This window comes from Streptomyces sp. NBC_00083 (genome assembly GCF_026343295.1).
GTDB lineage: Bacteria > Actinomycetota > Actinomycetes > Streptomycetales > Streptomycetaceae > Streptomyces.
This window is the reverse complement of sequence record NZ_JAPELY010000002.1, coordinates 1398484-1414224: the sequence shown is the minus strand read 5'-3', so window position 1 is coordinate 1414224 and position 15741 is coordinate 1398484. Positions and strand designations below refer to the sequence as shown.

General features: G+C 70.7%; 17 protein-coding genes and 1 pseudogene. 9 read left to right on the top strand and 9 right to left on the bottom strand.

What is annotated here, in order from left to right; genetic code table 11:
- Positions 1-36: 36 nt before the first annotated feature.
- Positions 37-1440, bottom strand: a complete 1404-nt coding sequence (locus tag OOJ98_RS22715; RefSeq protein ID WP_267056773.1) for a HAMP domain-containing sensor histidine kinase — start codon at positions 1438-1440, stop codon at positions 37-39.
- A 15-nt stretch (positions 1441-1455) separates the two neighbouring features.
- Positions 1456-2157: a response regulator transcription factor gene (locus OOJ98_RS22710; protein WP_267056772.1), complete on the bottom strand. Its 702-nt coding sequence runs from the start codon at positions 2155-2157 to the stop codon at positions 1456-1458.
- 339 nt (positions 2158-2496) lie between these two features.
- Between OOJ98_RS22710 and OOJ98_RS22705 the strand changes: the two genes are divergently transcribed.
- The 8 genes from OOJ98_RS22705 to OOJ98_RS22675 all read left to right on the top strand — a co-directional run bounded on the left by OOJ98_RS22705 (position 2497) and on the right by OOJ98_RS22675 (position 9051).
- Positions 2497-3282, top strand: a complete 786-nt coding sequence (locus OOJ98_RS22705) for an amino acid ABC transporter ATP-binding protein (RefSeq protein ID WP_267056771.1) — start codon at positions 2497-2499, stop codon at positions 3280-3282.
- A 189-nt stretch (positions 3283-3471) separates the two neighbouring features.
- Positions 3472-4392, top strand: a complete 921-nt coding sequence (locus OOJ98_RS22700) for a glutamate ABC transporter substrate-binding protein (protein ID WP_267056770.1) — start codon at positions 3472-3474, stop codon at positions 4390-4392.
- Positions 4393-4489: 97 nt separating this feature from the next.
- Entirely contained in the window at positions 4490-5137 is a 648-nt protein-coding gene (locus OOJ98_RS22695; RefSeq protein WP_267056769.1) for an amino acid ABC transporter permease, read from the top strand.
- Positions 5134-6048, top strand: a complete 915-nt coding sequence (locus OOJ98_RS22690; RefSeq protein ID WP_267056768.1) for an amino acid ABC transporter permease — start codon at positions 5134-5136, stop codon at positions 6046-6048. Before OOJ98_RS22695 ends, OOJ98_RS22690 begins: the two co-directional genes overlap by 4 nt.
- Positions 6049-6191: 143 nt before the next feature.
- A complete protein-coding gene (locus OOJ98_RS22685) occupies positions 6192-7874 on the top strand; it encodes an FAD-dependent monooxygenase (RefSeq protein WP_267056767.1) in 1683 nt (560 codons plus the stop codon).
- A 60-nt stretch (positions 7875-7934) separates the two neighbouring features.
- Positions 7935-8021 carry a putative leader peptide gene (locus OOJ98_RS34900; protein WP_311605579.1) on the top strand — a complete coding sequence of 29 codons (87 nt, stop codon included), beginning with the start codon at positions 7935-7937 and terminating at the stop codon, positions 8019-8021.
- An 89-nt stretch (positions 8022-8110) separates the two neighbouring features.
- Complete coding sequence (locus OOJ98_RS22680) at positions 8111-8644, top strand: cysteine dioxygenase (protein WP_267056766.1); 534 nt, start codon at positions 8111-8113, stop codon at positions 8642-8644.
- On the top strand, positions 8641-9051 hold the full coding sequence (locus OOJ98_RS22675; RefSeq protein ID WP_267056765.1) for a rhodanese-like domain-containing protein: 411 nt from the start codon (positions 8641-8643) through the stop codon (positions 9049-9051). The genes OOJ98_RS22680 and OOJ98_RS22675 overlap by 4 nt, the downstream gene beginning before the upstream one ends.
- 375 nt (positions 9052-9426) lie before the next feature.
- Here the strand turns inward: OOJ98_RS22675 and recX are convergent.
- From recX to OOJ98_RS22650, 5 genes and pseudogenes are all read right to left on the bottom strand, one after another.
- Positions 9427-10128 (bottom strand): annotated as a pseudogene (recX, locus tag OOJ98_RS22670) (recombination regulator RecX); the annotation flags it as partial.
- Positions 10050-11174 carry a recombinase RecA gene (gene recA, locus OOJ98_RS22665; protein ID WP_267056764.1) on the bottom strand — a complete coding sequence of 375 codons (1125 nt, stop codon included), beginning with the start codon at positions 11172-11174 and terminating at the stop codon, positions 10050-10052. The pseudogene recX and the gene recA, both read right to left, overlap by 79 nt.
- Positions 11175-11454: 280 nt before the next feature.
- Entirely contained in the window at positions 11455-11889 is a 435-nt protein-coding gene (locus OOJ98_RS22660) for a VOC family protein (protein WP_267056763.1), read from the bottom strand.
- Between the two features lie 41 nt (positions 11890-11930).
- A complete protein-coding gene (locus tag OOJ98_RS22655) occupies positions 11931-13034 on the bottom strand; it encodes an AI-2E family transporter (RefSeq protein ID WP_323177929.1) in 1104 nt (367 codons plus the stop codon).
- Positions 13035-13330: 296 nt separating this feature from the next.
- A complete protein-coding gene (locus OOJ98_RS22650; RefSeq protein WP_267056761.1) occupies positions 13331-13525 on the bottom strand; it encodes a DUF3046 domain-containing protein in 195 nt (64 codons plus the stop codon).
- A gap of 79 nt (positions 13526-13604) precedes the next feature.
- Between OOJ98_RS22650 and OOJ98_RS22645 the strand changes: the two genes are divergently transcribed.
- Positions 13605-14537: a hypothetical protein gene (locus OOJ98_RS22645; protein ID WP_267056760.1), complete on the top strand. Its 933-nt coding sequence runs from the start codon at positions 13605-13607 to the stop codon at positions 14535-14537.
- Between the two features lie 16 nt (positions 14538-14553).
- On the opposite strand, the gene OOJ98_RS22640 is transcribed toward OOJ98_RS22645, so the two are convergent.
- Positions 14554-14862 carry an AzlD domain-containing protein gene (locus OOJ98_RS22640; protein ID WP_267056759.1) on the bottom strand — a complete coding sequence of 103 codons (309 nt, stop codon included), beginning with the start codon at positions 14860-14862 and terminating at the stop codon, positions 14554-14556.
- Positions 14859-15683: an AzlC family ABC transporter permease gene (locus OOJ98_RS22635; protein ID WP_267057060.1), complete on the bottom strand. Its 825-nt coding sequence runs from the start codon at positions 15681-15683 to the stop codon at positions 14859-14861. The genes OOJ98_RS22640 and OOJ98_RS22635 overlap by 4 nt, the downstream gene beginning before the upstream one ends.
- Positions 15684-15741 lie beyond the last annotated feature (58 nt).

The following is a 15741-nucleotide window of genomic DNA, read 5'->3' as shown; positions in this document are numbered from 1 at the left end:
CGGCCCCACGGCCCCCGGACACAGCCCCGGCCGCGCTCACGCGTCGGACTGCGTACGCGGCACGCTGACCGTGACGCGCAGGCCGTGCGGCTCGTGGTGGGCGTAGGCGAGGGTGCCGCCGCCCGCGGCCAGCAGGGCGCGGGAGATGGACAGGCCGAGGCCCGAGCCCTTGACGTTCTGGTGGCGGCCCGCGCGCCAGAACCGGTCGCCGATCCGGCCGAGTTCCTCGTCGGACAGGCCCGGACCCCGGTCGCTGACGGTGACGGTGGCCAGCGGGCCCTCGACCGCGACGGTGACGCGTACCTCCTCGCCGGCGGGGGTGAACTTCAGGGCGTTGTCGATGACGGCGTCCAGGGCGCTGGAGAGGGCCACCGAGTCGGCCCAGGCGGTGGCCGCGGCCGAGCCGTCCGCAGACAGCCGTACGCCCTTGTCCTCGGCGAGCGGACGCCAGGCGGCCACCCGCTCCCCCACGAGCGCCCCGACGTCGGTGAGCTGGAGGTCGGCCGCCGCGTGCTCGGCGAGCGCCAGGCCGAGCAGGTCGTCGAGGACCTGCGCGAGACGCTTGCCCTCGGTGCGCACCGAGGCGATCTCCTCGTTGCCGTCGGGGAGTTCGAGGGCGAGGAGCTCGATGCGCAGGAGCAGCGCGGAGAGCGGGTTGCGCAGCTGGTGCGAGGCGTCGGCGACGAACGCCCGCTGCTGTTCGAGGACTTCCTCGACGTTGTCGGCCATCTCGTTGAACGAGTGGGCGAGCCGTCTGAGTTCCGGGGGCCCGCCGGCGGCGGCGACCCGCGAGTTCATGCGTCCGGTGGCGATGTCGTGGGTGACGGCGTCCAGGACCCGTACGGGCCGCAGCACCCAGCCGGTCAGGCGGAACGCGGCGCCGACCGCGACGAGCATGGCCGCCAGCTCGCCCGCCGCGATGAGGAGCCAGCCGTGCAGCGTGCCGGAACGCATGCTTCCGGTGGGTGAGTCGGTGACGACGACCGCGATGACGTCGCCTTCGCGCACCACCGGCGAGGCCACCACGAGGCGGCCCTCCTGCCAGGGCCACACCTGCGCCGGGTCGTGGCTGCGGCGCCCCGCGAGGGCCTCGTGGAAGGCGACGTACCCCTGGCCCTTGGCGGGCACCTGCCAGCCGGTGGGGGCGCTCGCCATGGCGCTGCCGTTGCGGAAGAAGACGCCCGCCTTGATGCCGTACAGGGTCGAGTAGCGGGTCAGTTCCTCCTCCAGCGTGGTGAGGCGTTCCGCGCTGTTGGTGTCGTTGCCGTCGGGGGCGGTGACGAACTGCGCGAGCGCGGCGAAGCGCGCGGTGTCGTCGATCCGGTCGACGACCACCTTCTGCTGCGCCGCGTGCGCCACGCTCAGGGCGAGCGGGAAGCCGAACGCGACCAGGACGAGCGCGAGCAGGAAGATGAGGAGCGGAAGGAGGCGTGTGCGCACCGGGCTGCTCGGGTCTCAGAGCGCGGCCGGCGCGACGAGCCGGTAGCCCACGCCGCGCACCGTCTCGATCAGCGCCGGCATGCGCAGTTTGGAGCGCAGGGAGGCGACGTGCACTTCGAGGGTGCGGCCGGTCCCTTCCCAGCTGGTGCGCCACACCTCGCTGATGATCTGCTCCCGGCGGAAGACGACACCGGGGCGCTGGGCCAGCAGCGCCAGCAGGTCGAACTCCTTGCGGGTCAGCTGCACGCTCTCGCCGTCGACGCTGACGCGGCGGGTCGGCAGCTCGATCTGGACGCGGCCCAGGGACAGTTCGCCGTCGTCGGGCCCGGTGGGTGTGCCCGGCGGGGGGCGCCTGATGACCGCGTGGATACGGGCGATGAGCTCGCCGGTGTCGTACGGCTTGACCACGTAGTCGTCGGCGCCCAGGTTGAGGCCGTGGATGCGGGAGCGGACGTCGGCGCGGGCCGTCACCATGATCACCGGGATGGAGGTGCGCTTGCGGATCTTGCCGCAGACCTCGTAGCCGTCCTGGTCGGGCAGGCCCAGGTCGAGCAGGACCACGCCGAAGGGCGGCCGGGCGCTGCGCTCGTCCGGAAGGAGCGCCTGCAGCGCCTCCTCGCCGTTGCGCGCGTGCTTCACCTCGAAGCCGTGCTTGGCGAGCACCGCGGCCAGGGCGGCGGCGACGTGGTCGTCGTCCTCGACGAGCAGCAGTCTCATGGCCCCCCTCACCGGTCTCTCCGGGTCTCTCCGACCCCTGGACGCGCGCCGGACCCGCAGCTGCGCCGGCGCCGTTCTCCGCTTCGTCTGCGCGTGTTCACCGACCGCGCCTCGACATGTACTCCCGAATCCATGCTCATGGTCGCCGCTCCGGTCAAGGGGGCGCCCGCCCGTTCGCACCATCCGTTACGGAGCCGGTACTCCCCGGGGGTGTCCGCTCACCCTGAGTGCCGCCACGCGACCGGATCGTTATCCTCAAGTTCCGCTCAGATGTAATGACGCTGGTCACAACTCACCACTACGTTCCTCCCCAACCGAGGAGGACGGAGCAAGAAGCCGATGAGCGGAGTATCAGTGGCCAAGGGGACCGAGGACGCCGTACCCGCGTCGGGTGACCTGGTCGTGCTGAACAACGTCAACAAGCACTTCGGCGCGCTGCATGTGCTCCAGGACATCGACCTGACCATCGCCCGTGGCGAGGTCGTCGTCGTCATCGGGCCTTCGGGGTCCGGGAAGTCCACGCTGTGCCGCACGATCAACCGCCTGGAGACGATCGATTCCGGGGCGATCTCCATCGACGGCAAGCCGCTGCCCCAGGAGGGCAAGGAGCTGGCGCGGTTGCGTGCCGATGTCGGCATGGTCTTCCAGTCGTTCAACCTCTTCGCGCACAAGACGGTGCTGGAGAACGTGATGCTGGGCCAGGTCAAGGTCCGCAGGACCGACAAGGCGGCGGCCGAGAAGAAGGCGCGCGCCCTGCTCGACCGGGTCGGCGTCGGCACCCAGGCCGACAAGTACCCGGCGCAGCTCTCCGGTGGACAGCAGCAACGCGTCGCCATCGCGCGGGCGTTGGCGATGGACCCGAAGGTCATGCTCTTCGACGAGCCCACCTCGGCGCTGGACCCGGAGATGATCAACGAGGTCCTCGAAGTGATGCAGCAGCTGGCGCGGGACGGAATGACGATGGTCGTCGTCACCCACGAGATGGGCTTCGCCCGCTCCGCCGCCAACCGGGTCGTCTTCATGGCCGACGGGAAGATCGTCGAAGAGGCCGTTCCCGACCAGTTCTTCAGCAATCCGCGCAGCGACCGGGCCAAGGACTTCCTGTCGAAGATCCTGCACCACTGACGCACGCACCACTGACGCACGCGCCACCGGGCGCACGCACTACCGGTGGCTGTCGGCCGCAAGACCGGCCACAAGCAGGTGACGACAGATAACAGATGACAGAGATCCACTGTCAACTGTCCATCGTCGCGGCACACTTGACGGCTGCCCGATGACGATCAACGACCAACGACGCAAGGAATGTTCGCCATGATGCTCCGCAAGTACGCCGCCGTCGCGGCGATCGCCGCGCTCGCTCTGACCGCGACCGCCTGTGGTGGGAAGTCCGGCTCCGCCGGCGACAAGGAGTCCGCCCAGCCGGGCGCCAGCGACGCGCCGAAGCTTCCGACGTACACCGTGGCGTCCAACGTCACCCTCGACTCGCCGACGTTCAAGGCGGCCAAGGCCCGCGGCAAGCTCGTCATCGGCTCCAAGGCCGACCAGCCCTACCTCGGCTTCGAGGACCAGTCGACGCGTGTGCGGTCCGGCTTCGACGTCGAGATCGCCAAGATGATCGCCGCCGACCTGGGCTTCAAGGACGACCAGATCGAGTGGAAGACCGTCGACTCCGGTGTCCGCGAGACCGCGATCTCCAAGGGCCAGGTCGACTACTACGTCGGCACCTACACGATCAACGACAAGCGCAAGCAGCAGGTCGGCTTCGCCGGCCCGTACTACAAGGCCGGCGCCGACCTGCTCGTCCGCAAGGACGACACGTCCATCACCGGCAAGGACTCCGTCAAGGGCAAGAAGGTCTGCTCGATCGTCGGCTCCACGCCGCTGCAGGAGATCAAGAAGCCCCAGTACGGCGCGTCCGTCGTCGAGCTCTCCAAGTACTCGGACTGTGTGCAGCAGCTCCTGACCAAGCAGGTCGACGCGGTCACCACCGATGACGCGATCCTCAAGGGCTACGCCGCGAAGAACACGGGCAAGCTCCACGTGGTCGGCAAGCCGTTCACCGAGGAGCCGTACGGCATCGGCATGAACAAGGACGACAAGGCGCTGCGCGACTTCGTGAACTCCTCGATCGAGAAGCACGAGCAGGACGGCACGTACAAGAAGATCTACGACGCCACGCTCGGCCTGTCCGGCTCCACCTACCAGGCCCCGCCCGCCGTCGTCCGTTACTGACGGCCCCAGCTCAGCCGTGTGACGCGCCCCGTACCCAGTACGGGGCGCGTCGGCCCTGCCCGACGATCCAGCCGCTGCCCGCCGACGCGGAGACCTCATGAACGTACTGCTCGACCATTTCGCGGAATTCCGTGACGGCTTCATAGGCACGGTGGAGATCACCGTCGTCAGCTCGGTCATCGCGCTGGTGCTCGGACTGCTGCTCGCGGGTTTCCGGGTGTCGCCCGTGCCGCCGTTGCGGTTCTTCGGCACCGCCTGGGTGACGCTGTTGCGCAACACTCCGCTGACGCTGCTCTTCCTGGTCTCCTTCTTCGTCGTGCCGGAGATCTTCTTCCCCGGGATGAGCCCGTTCCTGCTGGGTTCGCTGGCGCTCGGTTTCTACACGGCGTCGTTCGTCTGCGAGGCCGTCAGGTCGGGCATCAGCACGGTGCCGCTGGGGCAGGCCGAGGCGGCCCGTTCGCTCGGTATGAGCTTTCCGCAGACGTTGAGTCTGATCGTGCTGCCGCAGGCGACGCGGACGGTGATCCCGCCGCTGAGTTCCATCTTCATCGCGCTGACCAAGAACTCGGCGATCGCCGGTGCCTTCAGCGTCGCGGAGCTGTTCGGCTGGCAGAAGCTGATGAGCGAGGACGGGTATGACATCGTGCCGGTCTTCCTCTGGGTCGCCCTCGGCTATCTGATCGTCACCTTCGCGATCAGTGGCCTCTTCCGTCTCCTTGAGCGCCGCATGGAGGTCGCCCGATGAGTGCCAGCGTTCTCTTCGACGCCCCCGGTCCCAGGGCCGTCGTCCGCAACCGGATCTATGCCGTGGTCGGTACGGTCGTGCTGGTCGGCCTGGCCGCCGTCGCGATCGTCCGGCTGTCGGACAAGGGCGACCTCGCCTACGGCATGTGGGACATCTTCAACTACGCGGGGATCCGGCAGAACATCGCCGACGCGATCCTGGCCACGCTGAAGGCGTTCGGCCTGGCGGCGGTGGGCTCTCTCGTGCTCGGTGTGGCGCTCGCGGTGGCGCGGATGTCGGAGCACAAGCCGGTCCGGTGGGTGGCGACGGCGTTCATCGAGCTGTTCCGTTCGATTCCGCTGCTCATCACGATCTACGGCGTGTGGGTGGGGTTCCTCACCGACTATTCGATGTGGGCGCTGGCGCTGGGTCTGTCGATCTACAACGGCTGTGTCCAGGCGGAGGTGCTGCGGGCCGGGGTGAACGCGGTGCCGAAGGGGCAGCGCGAGGCGGCGTACGCCCTGGGGATGAGCAAGACGCAGGTGATGGCGAGTGTCCTGCTGCCGCAGGCGGTGCGGTCGATGCTGCCGACGATCATCAGTCAGCTCGTCGTCACGCTGAAGGACACGTCGCTCGGCTTCATCATCCTGTACCCGGAGCTGCTGCAGACGGCCCGTCTGATCGCGAGCAACACGCAGGTCAACGGCCAGTACCCGTATGTGTCGACCATTGTGGTGATCGGCACGATCTATGTGGCGATGTGTCTGCTGCTCTCGGCGCTCGCGACGTGGATCGAGAAGCGCGGGAGGCGGGCGAAGACGGGGATCTCGGTGGGTGCGGCGGCTGCTCCGGTCACCGCGGCGGGTCCGGCTCCGGTCATGGCGGCCGAGGGGGCCATGGGGGCTGATGGGGCGCCTGACGCGACGAACTGACGGCATATGAGGCAGTGACGCTCGCGTCGCTGCCTCCGTCACTTGACGCAAGCACGCGCAGTGGGTTGCATACGTTCTGTGATCGTGCACCGGGTTCCCCGCGCCACCTGCAAGCCGTCCCGACGTTCTTCGGGGGCCACGCCGTGGACCCGGTGATCATCGTTGGCGCCGGTCCGGTGGGACTGGTGCTCGCGCTGTCCCTGGCCGCGCAGGGTGTGCCGTCCGTGGTGCTGGACGAGGGGGCGGGCCCGGAGGAGCCGCGTCCGGTCCGTACGGCCGTGCTGCGCCCCGACATCGCCGCGTTCGTGGCGGGGCTGGGGTGCGGGGCGGTGGCGGACGAGGGTGCCCGCTGGGTGGCGTGGCGGTCGATGCGCCGCGGTCAGCTGCTGCGGCGTGTCGAGTTCGGCGCGGGCCGGGACGGCGGGCCTTCGCCGGTGCATGTGCCGCAGCACGCTCTCGTACGGGGGCTGCGTGCGGCTCTTGCCGCGTCCGGGCTGGTGCGTCTGGTCACGCACAGCCGTCTCGACCGGCTGGAGCAGGACGCGCGGGGGGTGTCCGCGCATACGTCGGGGCCGGGTGCGACGTGGTGGCGCGGCAGCTATGTGGTGGGTTGTGACGGTGCCCGGTCGACGGTGCGCAAGCTGCTCGATGTGCGGTTCGCCGGGCGTACGGCGGTGGAGCGTCAGGCGGTGGTGGCGTTGCGGGCCGAACTGCCGTGGCCGGGTGAGGCGTTGCTGCACCGGTTGCCGCCGTGGCGGGCGGGTGGCGACGAGGTGACGGCGCGTCCGCTGGCGGGTGGGGTGTGGCGGTTGGACTGGTTGTTGCCGCCGCGTGCCGAGCTGGTCACTCCGGACGCTTTGGTGGGGCGGGTCCGGGACACGCTGGGTGGCTGGTGTGGCGGGACGCCGGAGTACGACCTCCTCGACACGGGTGTGCATACGGTGCATCACCGGCTGGCCCGGCGGTGGCGGGTGCGGCGGGCGTTCTTGGCCGGGGACGCGGCTCATCTGCTGGGGGCGTTGGGGACGCAGGTCCTGGACGAGGGTGTGAGGGACGCGCAGAACTTGGCGTGGAAGCTCGCTCGGGCGTGGCATGACGGCCCGAGTGAGGCGCTTCTGGACAGTTATCAGGCGGAGCGGCGGACGGCGGTGGCGGCGCGGCTGCGGGCGGCCGATCAGTCGTTGCCGGTGGTGCGGGGCGGGGCGGGGCTGCGCGGGTGGGTTCCGGGCACGGCGCGGGCCCATGATTCGCTGGTGGCGGAGGGGCAGGTGGGGCGTGGTCCGTTGGGGGCGCCTCCCGGCTATCCGGATTCGCCGCTCGCGCCGGAGCCGGCCGATGTGCACATCGTGGTGGGGACGCCGGTGGGTGCGCCGGTCGTGGATGTGCGGGTGACGGCGCCGGACGGTTCGGTGGTGGCGTTGCGGGAGCGGTTGGGCAGGGGGCGGCTCGTGGTGGTTCTGGTCGCGCCGGGTACGGCGGTGTGGGACCGGCGTCATTGGCTGACGGCGGGGGTGATGCCGCGTCTGACCGGGGCGGTGGCCGAACTGCCGCTGGATGCGGAGCTGTTGGTGGCGGAGGAGTATCCGGGCGCGCCGGCCCATGCCGTTCTTCTCGTTCGTCCCGACGGCCACTTGGCGGCGGCCTTCAACGGCGTGCACCCGGCGGAGCTGTTGGCCGCCGCGGAGGCGGTACGGGGTGGGGCGGGGCGGGGTGAGGCCGGGGGTGCCGGGGGTGGGCCTCGTGCGGGTGCGGGTGAGGGTGGGGGTGGGGCTGACGGTGCCGGGGGCGCGCAGGTGGGAGAGGTGGTGGGGCGTAGGGCGGAGTGATGGCATCCGTCATCTGAACGCCGATTGACCGATACCGCCGCTCATGGTCTACTCCGGAGCGTGACCGACACCGATGTGCGCCTGTGGCGGAGGGTCCATATGGACCTCGTCCGCTATGCGGGCTGCGTGTGTCGTCCGTCCTGCTGATTCGCCTTTCCTTCGCGCCGTGCCGCAGCGCCCTTGTGTCGCTGCCGGCCTCTCGCGCGCCTTCGCGAACTCCTTCAGGACGGTCTGCTGTGTCGCACCCCGTAACCACATCTGTCAGTTCACCTGTGTCCGCCCCCACCGAGGCGGATCTTCTCGAATTCGCCCAACGTACCGCCGCGGACGCCGCGTTGGTGGCGTCGTTGCCGCTCGACGACGAGGGGCGTACCTGGATCCGGCTCGATGGCCCCGGTGGCAGTGAGGCGTGGCTGATCGGCTGGCCGCCCGGTACCGGTACGGGCTGGCACGATCACGGTGGTTCGCACGGTGCGTTCGCCACGGCGGCGGGTGCGCTGCGTGAGGACTCGCTGGCGGCCCGGCTGCCCACGGAGGGCTGGAAGACGTTGGAGGTCGCCGAAGGGATCGACCGGTCGAGGGAGTTGGGGGCGGGGAGGGGCCGGGCGTTCGGGCCGCACCATGTGCACCAGGTGCGCAACGAGTCGGGGGCCGGGCATGCGATCTCGGTGCACGCCTACTATCCGCCGCTGCCGTTGATCCGGCGGTACAGCCGGACGGGCGCGGTGCTGAGGGTCGAGCAGGTCGAGCGTCCGGAGGACTGGCAGTGAGTGCTGAGCGTGTGCGACCGGTGGGGATCGATGAGCTTCTTGCCCGGGTGCGGTCGGGGCTCGACCGGCTGTCGCCGAGGGAGGCGTTCGCGGAGGCGGCGGGTGGGGCTTTGCTGGTGGACATCCGGTATGCGGCGCTGCGGGATCGGGACGGTCTGATTCCGGGGGCTCTGGTCGTGGAGCGCAATGAGCTGGAGTGGCGGCTCGATCCGCAGGGCAGCCATCGTGCTGCCGAGGCCACGGGTCATGGGGTGCGGGTGGTGGTGGTCTGCAATGAGGGGTACGCCTCGTCTCTCGCGGCGGTGTCGCTGCGGCAGTTGGGGTTGTACCGGGCGACGGATCTGATCGGCGGGTTCCAGGCGTGGCGCGCGGAGGGACTGCCCGTCACTGACCCGGCCACCGGCTGAGGGACGGCCGGTTGACGGACGGCCGGTTTGACGGACGGCCGGTTTGACGGACGGCCGGTTGACGGACGGCCGGTTGACGGGGTCGATGGCTCGGTGGCCCGGTGGTGATTCGGTGAGCGCGGCGCGGCGAGGGCTCCGTGCGGGCTCCGCGGTGGCGCAGTAGCTCGGCTGGGGCTCTGCGGCGGCCCCGCGGGCGGCTCTGCGGCGGCTCGGGGTGTGGTTCGGGGGCGGCTTCCGGTCGGGTGGCACCGCGTCGCGTCGGTGGTCCGCGGCGTCCCTGGCCGGGTGAGTGGCCAGGGACGGGACCGCCGGGTCTGCGGCGGTCGGGCTGCCGGTTCGGTGGCGGCGGGGCCGGGGGCCCGGCCGGTAGCCGGGTCAGGGTTCGTACAGGTCGTCCGCGGCGTCGCCTTCTTCCTGGAGCGCCTGTCTGACGACGCGCAGGGCCATGCCTTCCGGGTAGCCCTTGCGGGCGAGCATGCCGGCGAGGCGGCGCAGGCGGCGGTCGCGGTCGAGGCCGCGGGTGGAGCGGAGTTTGCGGGCGACGAGGGCGCGGGCCGTCTCTTCCTCGCGGTCGGCGTCGAGTTGGGCCACGGCTTCGTCGACGACTGTGGCGTCCACGCCCTTGGTGCGTAGTTCGCGGGCGAGGGCGCGGCGGGCGAGCCCGCGGCCGTGGTGGCGGGATTCCACCCAGGCGTCGGCGAAGGCGGCGTCGTTGATGAGGCCGACTTCTTCGAAGCGGGAGAGGACTTCTTCGGAGATCTCGTCGGGGATTTCCCGTTTCTTCAGGGCGTCGGCGAGTTGTTTGCGGGTGCGGGGGGTCCCGGTGAGCAGGCGCAGGCAGATGGCGCGCGCCCGCTCAGCGGGGTCCTGTGGCGGCGGTTCCCTGTCGGTTTTCGACGTGGTGCCGTCGCCGGTGCCGTCCGGGCCGCCCCGTCGGGAGCGGGCCCGCTGGGGGCCCGGTTCCTGGGGGTCGGCCCACTCGGTCCTGCGGGTCACCGCTAGCTCTTGGCAGCGGCGGCCTTGGCCGTCTTGGCCTTGGCGGCGGGGGCGGGCACGGCGGCCGTGTCCGTCGTGGGGGCGGTGTCGGCGGTGGTGTCCTTGGTGGTTTCGGCGGCCGGGGTTTCCGGTCGGACTCCGACGCCGAGCTTTTCGAGGATCTTCTTCTCGATCTCGTTGGCGAGGTCCGGGTTGTCCTTGAGGAAGTTGCGGGCGTTCTCCTTGCCCTGGCCGAGCTGGTCGCCTTCGTAGGTGTACCAGGCGCCGGCCTTGCGGACGAAGCCGTGTTCGACGCCCATGTCGATCAGGCCGCCTTCGCGGCTGATGCCCTGGCCGTAGAGGATGTCGAATTCGGCCTGCTTGAAGGGGGGTGCGACCTTGTTCTTGACGACCTTGACGCGGGTGCGGTTGCCGACCGCGTCGGTGCCGTCCTTGAGCGTCTCGATGCGGCGGATGTCGAGGCGGACGGAGGCGTAGAACTTCAGGGCCCGGCCACCGGTGGTGGTTTCCGGGGAGCCGAACATGACGCCGATCTTCTCGCGGAGCTGGTTGATGAAGATGGCGGTGGTCTTCGACTGGTTGAGGGCGCTGGTGATCTTGCGGAGCGCCTGGCTCATGAGGCGGGCCTGGAGGCCGACGTGGGAGTCGCCCATTTCGCCTTCGATTTCGGCGCGCGGCACCAGGGCGGCGACGGAGTCGATGACGATCAGGTCGAGGGCGCCGGAGCGGACCAGCATGTCGACGATTTCCAGGGCCTGCTCGCCGTTGTCGGGCTGCGAGAGGATGAGGTTGTCGATGTCGACGCCGAGCTTCTTGGCGTATTCGGGGTCGAGGGCGTGTTCGGCGTCGATGAAGGCCACCGAGCCGCCGAGCTTCTGTGCGTTGGCCACGGCGTGCAGGGTCAGGGTCGTCTTGCCGGAGGATTCCGGGCCGTAGACCTCGACGACGCGGCCGCGCGGCAGGCCGCCGACGCCGAGTGCCACGTCGAGCGCGGTCGATCCGGTGGGGATGACCTCGATGGGCTCGTTCGGCCGCTCGCCCAGGCGCATGACCGCGCCCTTGCCGAATTGCCGTTCAATCTGTGCGAGCGCGGCGTCGAGCGCCTTCTCGCGGTCGGTTCCTGCCATGGGTTCCACCCGATTTGCTTGAGTCGATCGCTTCACGTCAGAGACGCTAACCCCTGCCACTGACAATGGGCTCCGGCGTCCTTCCAGCCTGTGGATAACTCCACCGGAAACGCGGTGGAACCCGTGTGAACACAGGGCCGGAACCCCATGAGAATGGATGTTCGATTTCCATGTCAAGCGCACCACGCGGGACGGAGCGCCTCGCTCCGCCCCGCACGATGCCGCTCTCCCCATCATGACAAACCGGGCTTTTCAGACGGCGCCGGAGCTCCCGAGCGCGTCAGTCGATGCAGAACTCGTTGCCCTCGATGTCCCGCATCCCGATGCAGGACTCGTTCTCCTCGTCGGCGTACAGGGTCCGCTCGTGCACCGCGCCGAGCGCGACCAGCCGGTCGCATTCGGCCTGGAGGGCCGCCAGGCGCTCGTCGCCCACGAGCCCGGTGCCGACCCGCACGTCGAGATGGACCCGGTTCTTGGCGGTCTTGCCCTCGGGGACGCGCTGGAAGTACAGGCGCGGGCCGACGCCCGAGGGGTCGCTGCAGGCGAACCAGGCGTCCCGCTGTCCGGGAGCCAGCGAGAGGTTGTACGCGTCCCACGTCGCGAACCCCTCCGGCGCGGGAGGTGCCACGTACCCGAGCACCTCGCACCAGAAGCGGGCGACGCGCTCGGGCTGCGCGCAGTCGAAGGTCACCTGGAACTGCTTGATCACGCTCATCGCGTCACCCTAATGGCGTCTTCCGCACGCCGGGACGGCGGTCAGGACGATTCCGCGTCGGGCCGCGCCGTGGCGCCCCGGCCGCGCGGCTGGTGTCGGCCGTGGACCCGCGGGTCGTCCGTGACGTCGTACCGCCGCACGTAGGCGCCGAGGAACGCCTGGAGGGTCGCGACCGCGGGGATCGCGATGAGGGCGCCGACCGCCCCCATGAGCGCGGTGCCCGCGATCACCGAGCCGAAGGCGACGGCGGGGTGGATATCCACGGTCTTCGCGGTGAGTTTGGGCTGCAGCACGTAGTTCTCGAACTGCTGGTAGATCACGACGAATCCGAGCACCCACACCGCGTACCAGGGGTTCACGGTGAAGGCGAGCAGCATGGGCAGGGCGCCGGCCAGGTAGGTGCCGATGGTGGGGATGAACTGGGAGACCAGGCCCACCCAGACGGCGAGGGCGGGGGCGTAGGGGACGCCCAGGATCTGCAGCAGGATGTAGTGCGCGATGCCGGAGATGAGCGCCATGAGGCTTCGCGAGTAGAGGTAGCCGCCGGTCTTGTCGACCGCGATCTCCCAGGCGCGCAGTACCTCGGCCTGGCGGGCCGGGGGCAGGACGGAGCAGATCGTGCGGCGCAGCCGGGGTCCGTCGGCGGCGAAGTAGAACGAGAACAGGAAGATCGTCAGGAGCCGGAAGAGGCCGCCCAGGACGGTGGCGGAGACGTCGAGGACGCCGGTGGCGCTGTTCTGGACGTACTTCTGCAGCCAGTCGGAGTGCAGGAGGCTGTCCTGGACCTCGACGCGCGAGAGTTCGGTGTGGAAGGTGTGGTTGACCCAGTTGATCACCGAGTCGAGGTACTTGGGGAACTGCTCGACCATGTCGACGATCTGGCCCGCCAGCATCGAGCCGAGCAGCACGACGAAGCCGACGGTGGCGATCGTCAGGGCGAGGAAGACCAGGAAGGTCGCCAGGCCGCGGCGCATGCCGCGGGCGGCCATCCGGCCGACGGCGGGTTCCATGGCGAGGGCGAGGAAGAACGCGATCAGGATGTTGATCAGCAGGCCGATGAGCTGGTGGAAGGCCCAGCTGCCGAGTTGGAAGCAGGCGTAGAGGGCGAGGACGAGGACGACGGCGCGCGGCAGCCAGCGGGGCATGCGTGCGGCGCCGGCGGGTCCGAGGAGTCCGCGCGGGGGTTCGCCGGGGGCGGGGGTGTCGTGGTCGGGGCCCTGCGCGCGGTGCGTCCCGGGGTCGGCGCCGGCGTCGGCTTCGCGGTCGTCAGTGTTGATCTCGTCAGTCGGTGCCACGGGGCAAGTCTCGCGCATACGTCCGACAGCGGGTCACCACATCCGGCGCTGTCCGGGGCCGGGGGGCCGTGGCGGGGGCCGGTGGCGGGGGCCCGGGGGCGGGTTCGTCAGCCGGGGTGGCGTCCGTCACCCGAAGGCGTCCGGCTTCACCGGTTCTCCGCGGGCACGTCCATCGCGGCGCAGACCGCGCGCCACACGTCCTTGGCTTCCCAGCCGGCGTCGAGGGCCTCGTGCACGGTGCGTCCGCCCAGTTCCGTCATCACATGGTCGTGCGCGAAGGAGTCCGCGTATCCGGCGCCGAAGTGGTCGGCCATCCGCTCCCAGAAAATCGTCAACCGCATGACATCAGTATCCCGCCCCTGGGAGTGCGGCCCGGCGCTGGGGCTTGTCCGCCGCTCTGCGGGCCCTACCGTCTGAACCATGGCTGGTTCCGGAGCATCCCCCCACTCCCCCGACTCTGCGACGGCGCGCGCCGAGCACTTCATCTGGCTGACGGCCAGGGTGCTCGAACAGCGCCGGTTCGCCTTCCACTTCCTCGGCGGGGACGCCGACGCGGTGGAAAGGGCGCTGGGCGCCTATGAGGGCGACGACGGCGGCTATGGTCACGCCCTCGAACCCGATCTGCGCGGTCCCGTCAGCCAGCCCCTGCACACGGCGCACGCGCTGCGGGTCCTGGACTCGGTGGGACGGCTCGGCGGGCGGCGTGTGGAGCGGGTGTGCCGCTACCTGACGGACGTCTCCACCAGGGACGGCGCGCTGCCGGCGCTGCATCCGTCGCAGCGCGGCTATCCGGCGGCGCCGTTCGTGCCCGTCGTCGACGATACGCCGAGCGCGCTGCTGACCACGGGGCCCGTGGTGGGGCTGCTCCACCGCAATCAGGTGTGGCACGCGTGGCTGTTCCGGGCGACCGACTTCTGCTGGGCCGCGGTGGACGCCCTGGAGACGTCGCATCCGTACGAGGTGGAGGCCGCGGTCGCCTTCCTGGACGGCGCGCCGGACCGGGCGCGGGCCGAGGCGGCCGCGGACCGCCTCGGCCGGCTCGTCAGGGAGCAGAGGCTCGCGGTGCTCGATCCGGCACGGCTCGCCGAGTGGCCGCTGTCGCCGGGGTACGCGCCGGGCGAGCACCATTTTCCGCACGACTACGCGCGGGTGCCCGGGTCGCTGGCCCGGCGCTGGTTCACCGACGAGGAGATGGGGCGCTCCCTCGATCATCTGGAGGCGGAGCAGGAGGAGGACGGTGGCTGGCCGATCCGGTGGCGGGCGTGGGCGCCGGGCACGGCGCTGGAGTGCCGTCCTTTGGTGACGATCGAGGCGCTGCGTACGCTGCGCGCCTTCGGCCGCGGCTCCGGCTGAGGGCGCGGGGTGCCGGTCAGCCGCCCAGGGCCCGTGCGCCGGCGGTGACGAGGACGGCGGCGCCGACGATCACGAGGAACGGGGCGCGAACCATGAGGGCGACGGCGGCCGCGGCGAGTCCGGCGGCGCGGGCGTCGAGCTGGATGTGGTGGCCGGTGCTGAAGGTCTGCTGGGCGGTGAGCGCGGCGAGCAGTGCCACGGGCAGCAGCGCGGCGAGCTGTTTGACCAGCGGCCGTTCCAGGGCGCCGGCGGGGACGAGCAGGCCGAGGAGTTTGGCGAGGTAGCAGCCGGCGGCGGTGGCGATGATGGCGATCCAGATGGTCAACGTGGGTCTCCTTCGGCCGGGTTCCCGTGGGTGGGGTGGTGCGGGTGGTCGCCGGTGGTGTCCCGTGGCGTGGTGCGCGGGTCCTGCGCGCCGGTGCGTCCTTGGAGGAGGAGCCCGGTGCGTCCTTTGAGGAAGAGCACGGCCGGTGCGGCGAGTGCGGCGGCCAGGACGGGGACGCCGGCGGGCAGGACGGGCAGGAGGCCCAGGACGAGGGCGACGGCGAGGGCGGCCGTGGCGCGTTCGGTGGTGGTCTTGAGCATGGGGGCGAGCAGGGCGAGGAAGACGGCGGGGCTCGCGGCGTCGAGGCCCCAGGCGCTGGTGTCGCCGAGGGCCCGGGTGCCGAGGGCGCCGGCGAGGGTGGTGAGGTTCCACAGCGCGTAGAGGCTGAGGCCGGTGACCGTGAAGCCGATGCGTGCGGCTCGGCGGGTGGGCTGGGCGAGGGTGACCGCGGTGGTTTCGTCGATCACCCAGTGGGCGGCGAGGGGCCGCACCGTTTTGGGCAGGGCGAGCAGGTGTGACAGGCGCAGTCCGTAGAAGGCGTTGCGCAGGCCGAGGAAGAAGGCGCCTGCGGCGGCGGTGTACGGGTTTCCGCCGGCGGCGAGGGCGCCGACGAGTGCGAACTGGGATGCGCCGGTGAAGACGAGCAGGCTGAGGGCGCACGTCTGGAGGAGGCTGATGCCGGATCCGGCGGAGGTCACGCCGAAGGCGAAGCCGGAGAGCCCGACGGCGATGCCGACGCCGAGTGCGTCGCGCACGACGGCCGCGTCGGGCCGGCCGGGGGGTTCGGGGGCCTGGGCGGTCTCGCGCGCGGACCCCGGTATGCCCGGTGTGCCTGGTATGTCTGGGGGTGCTGTCTGTTCTGCTGCCACGGAATGGACG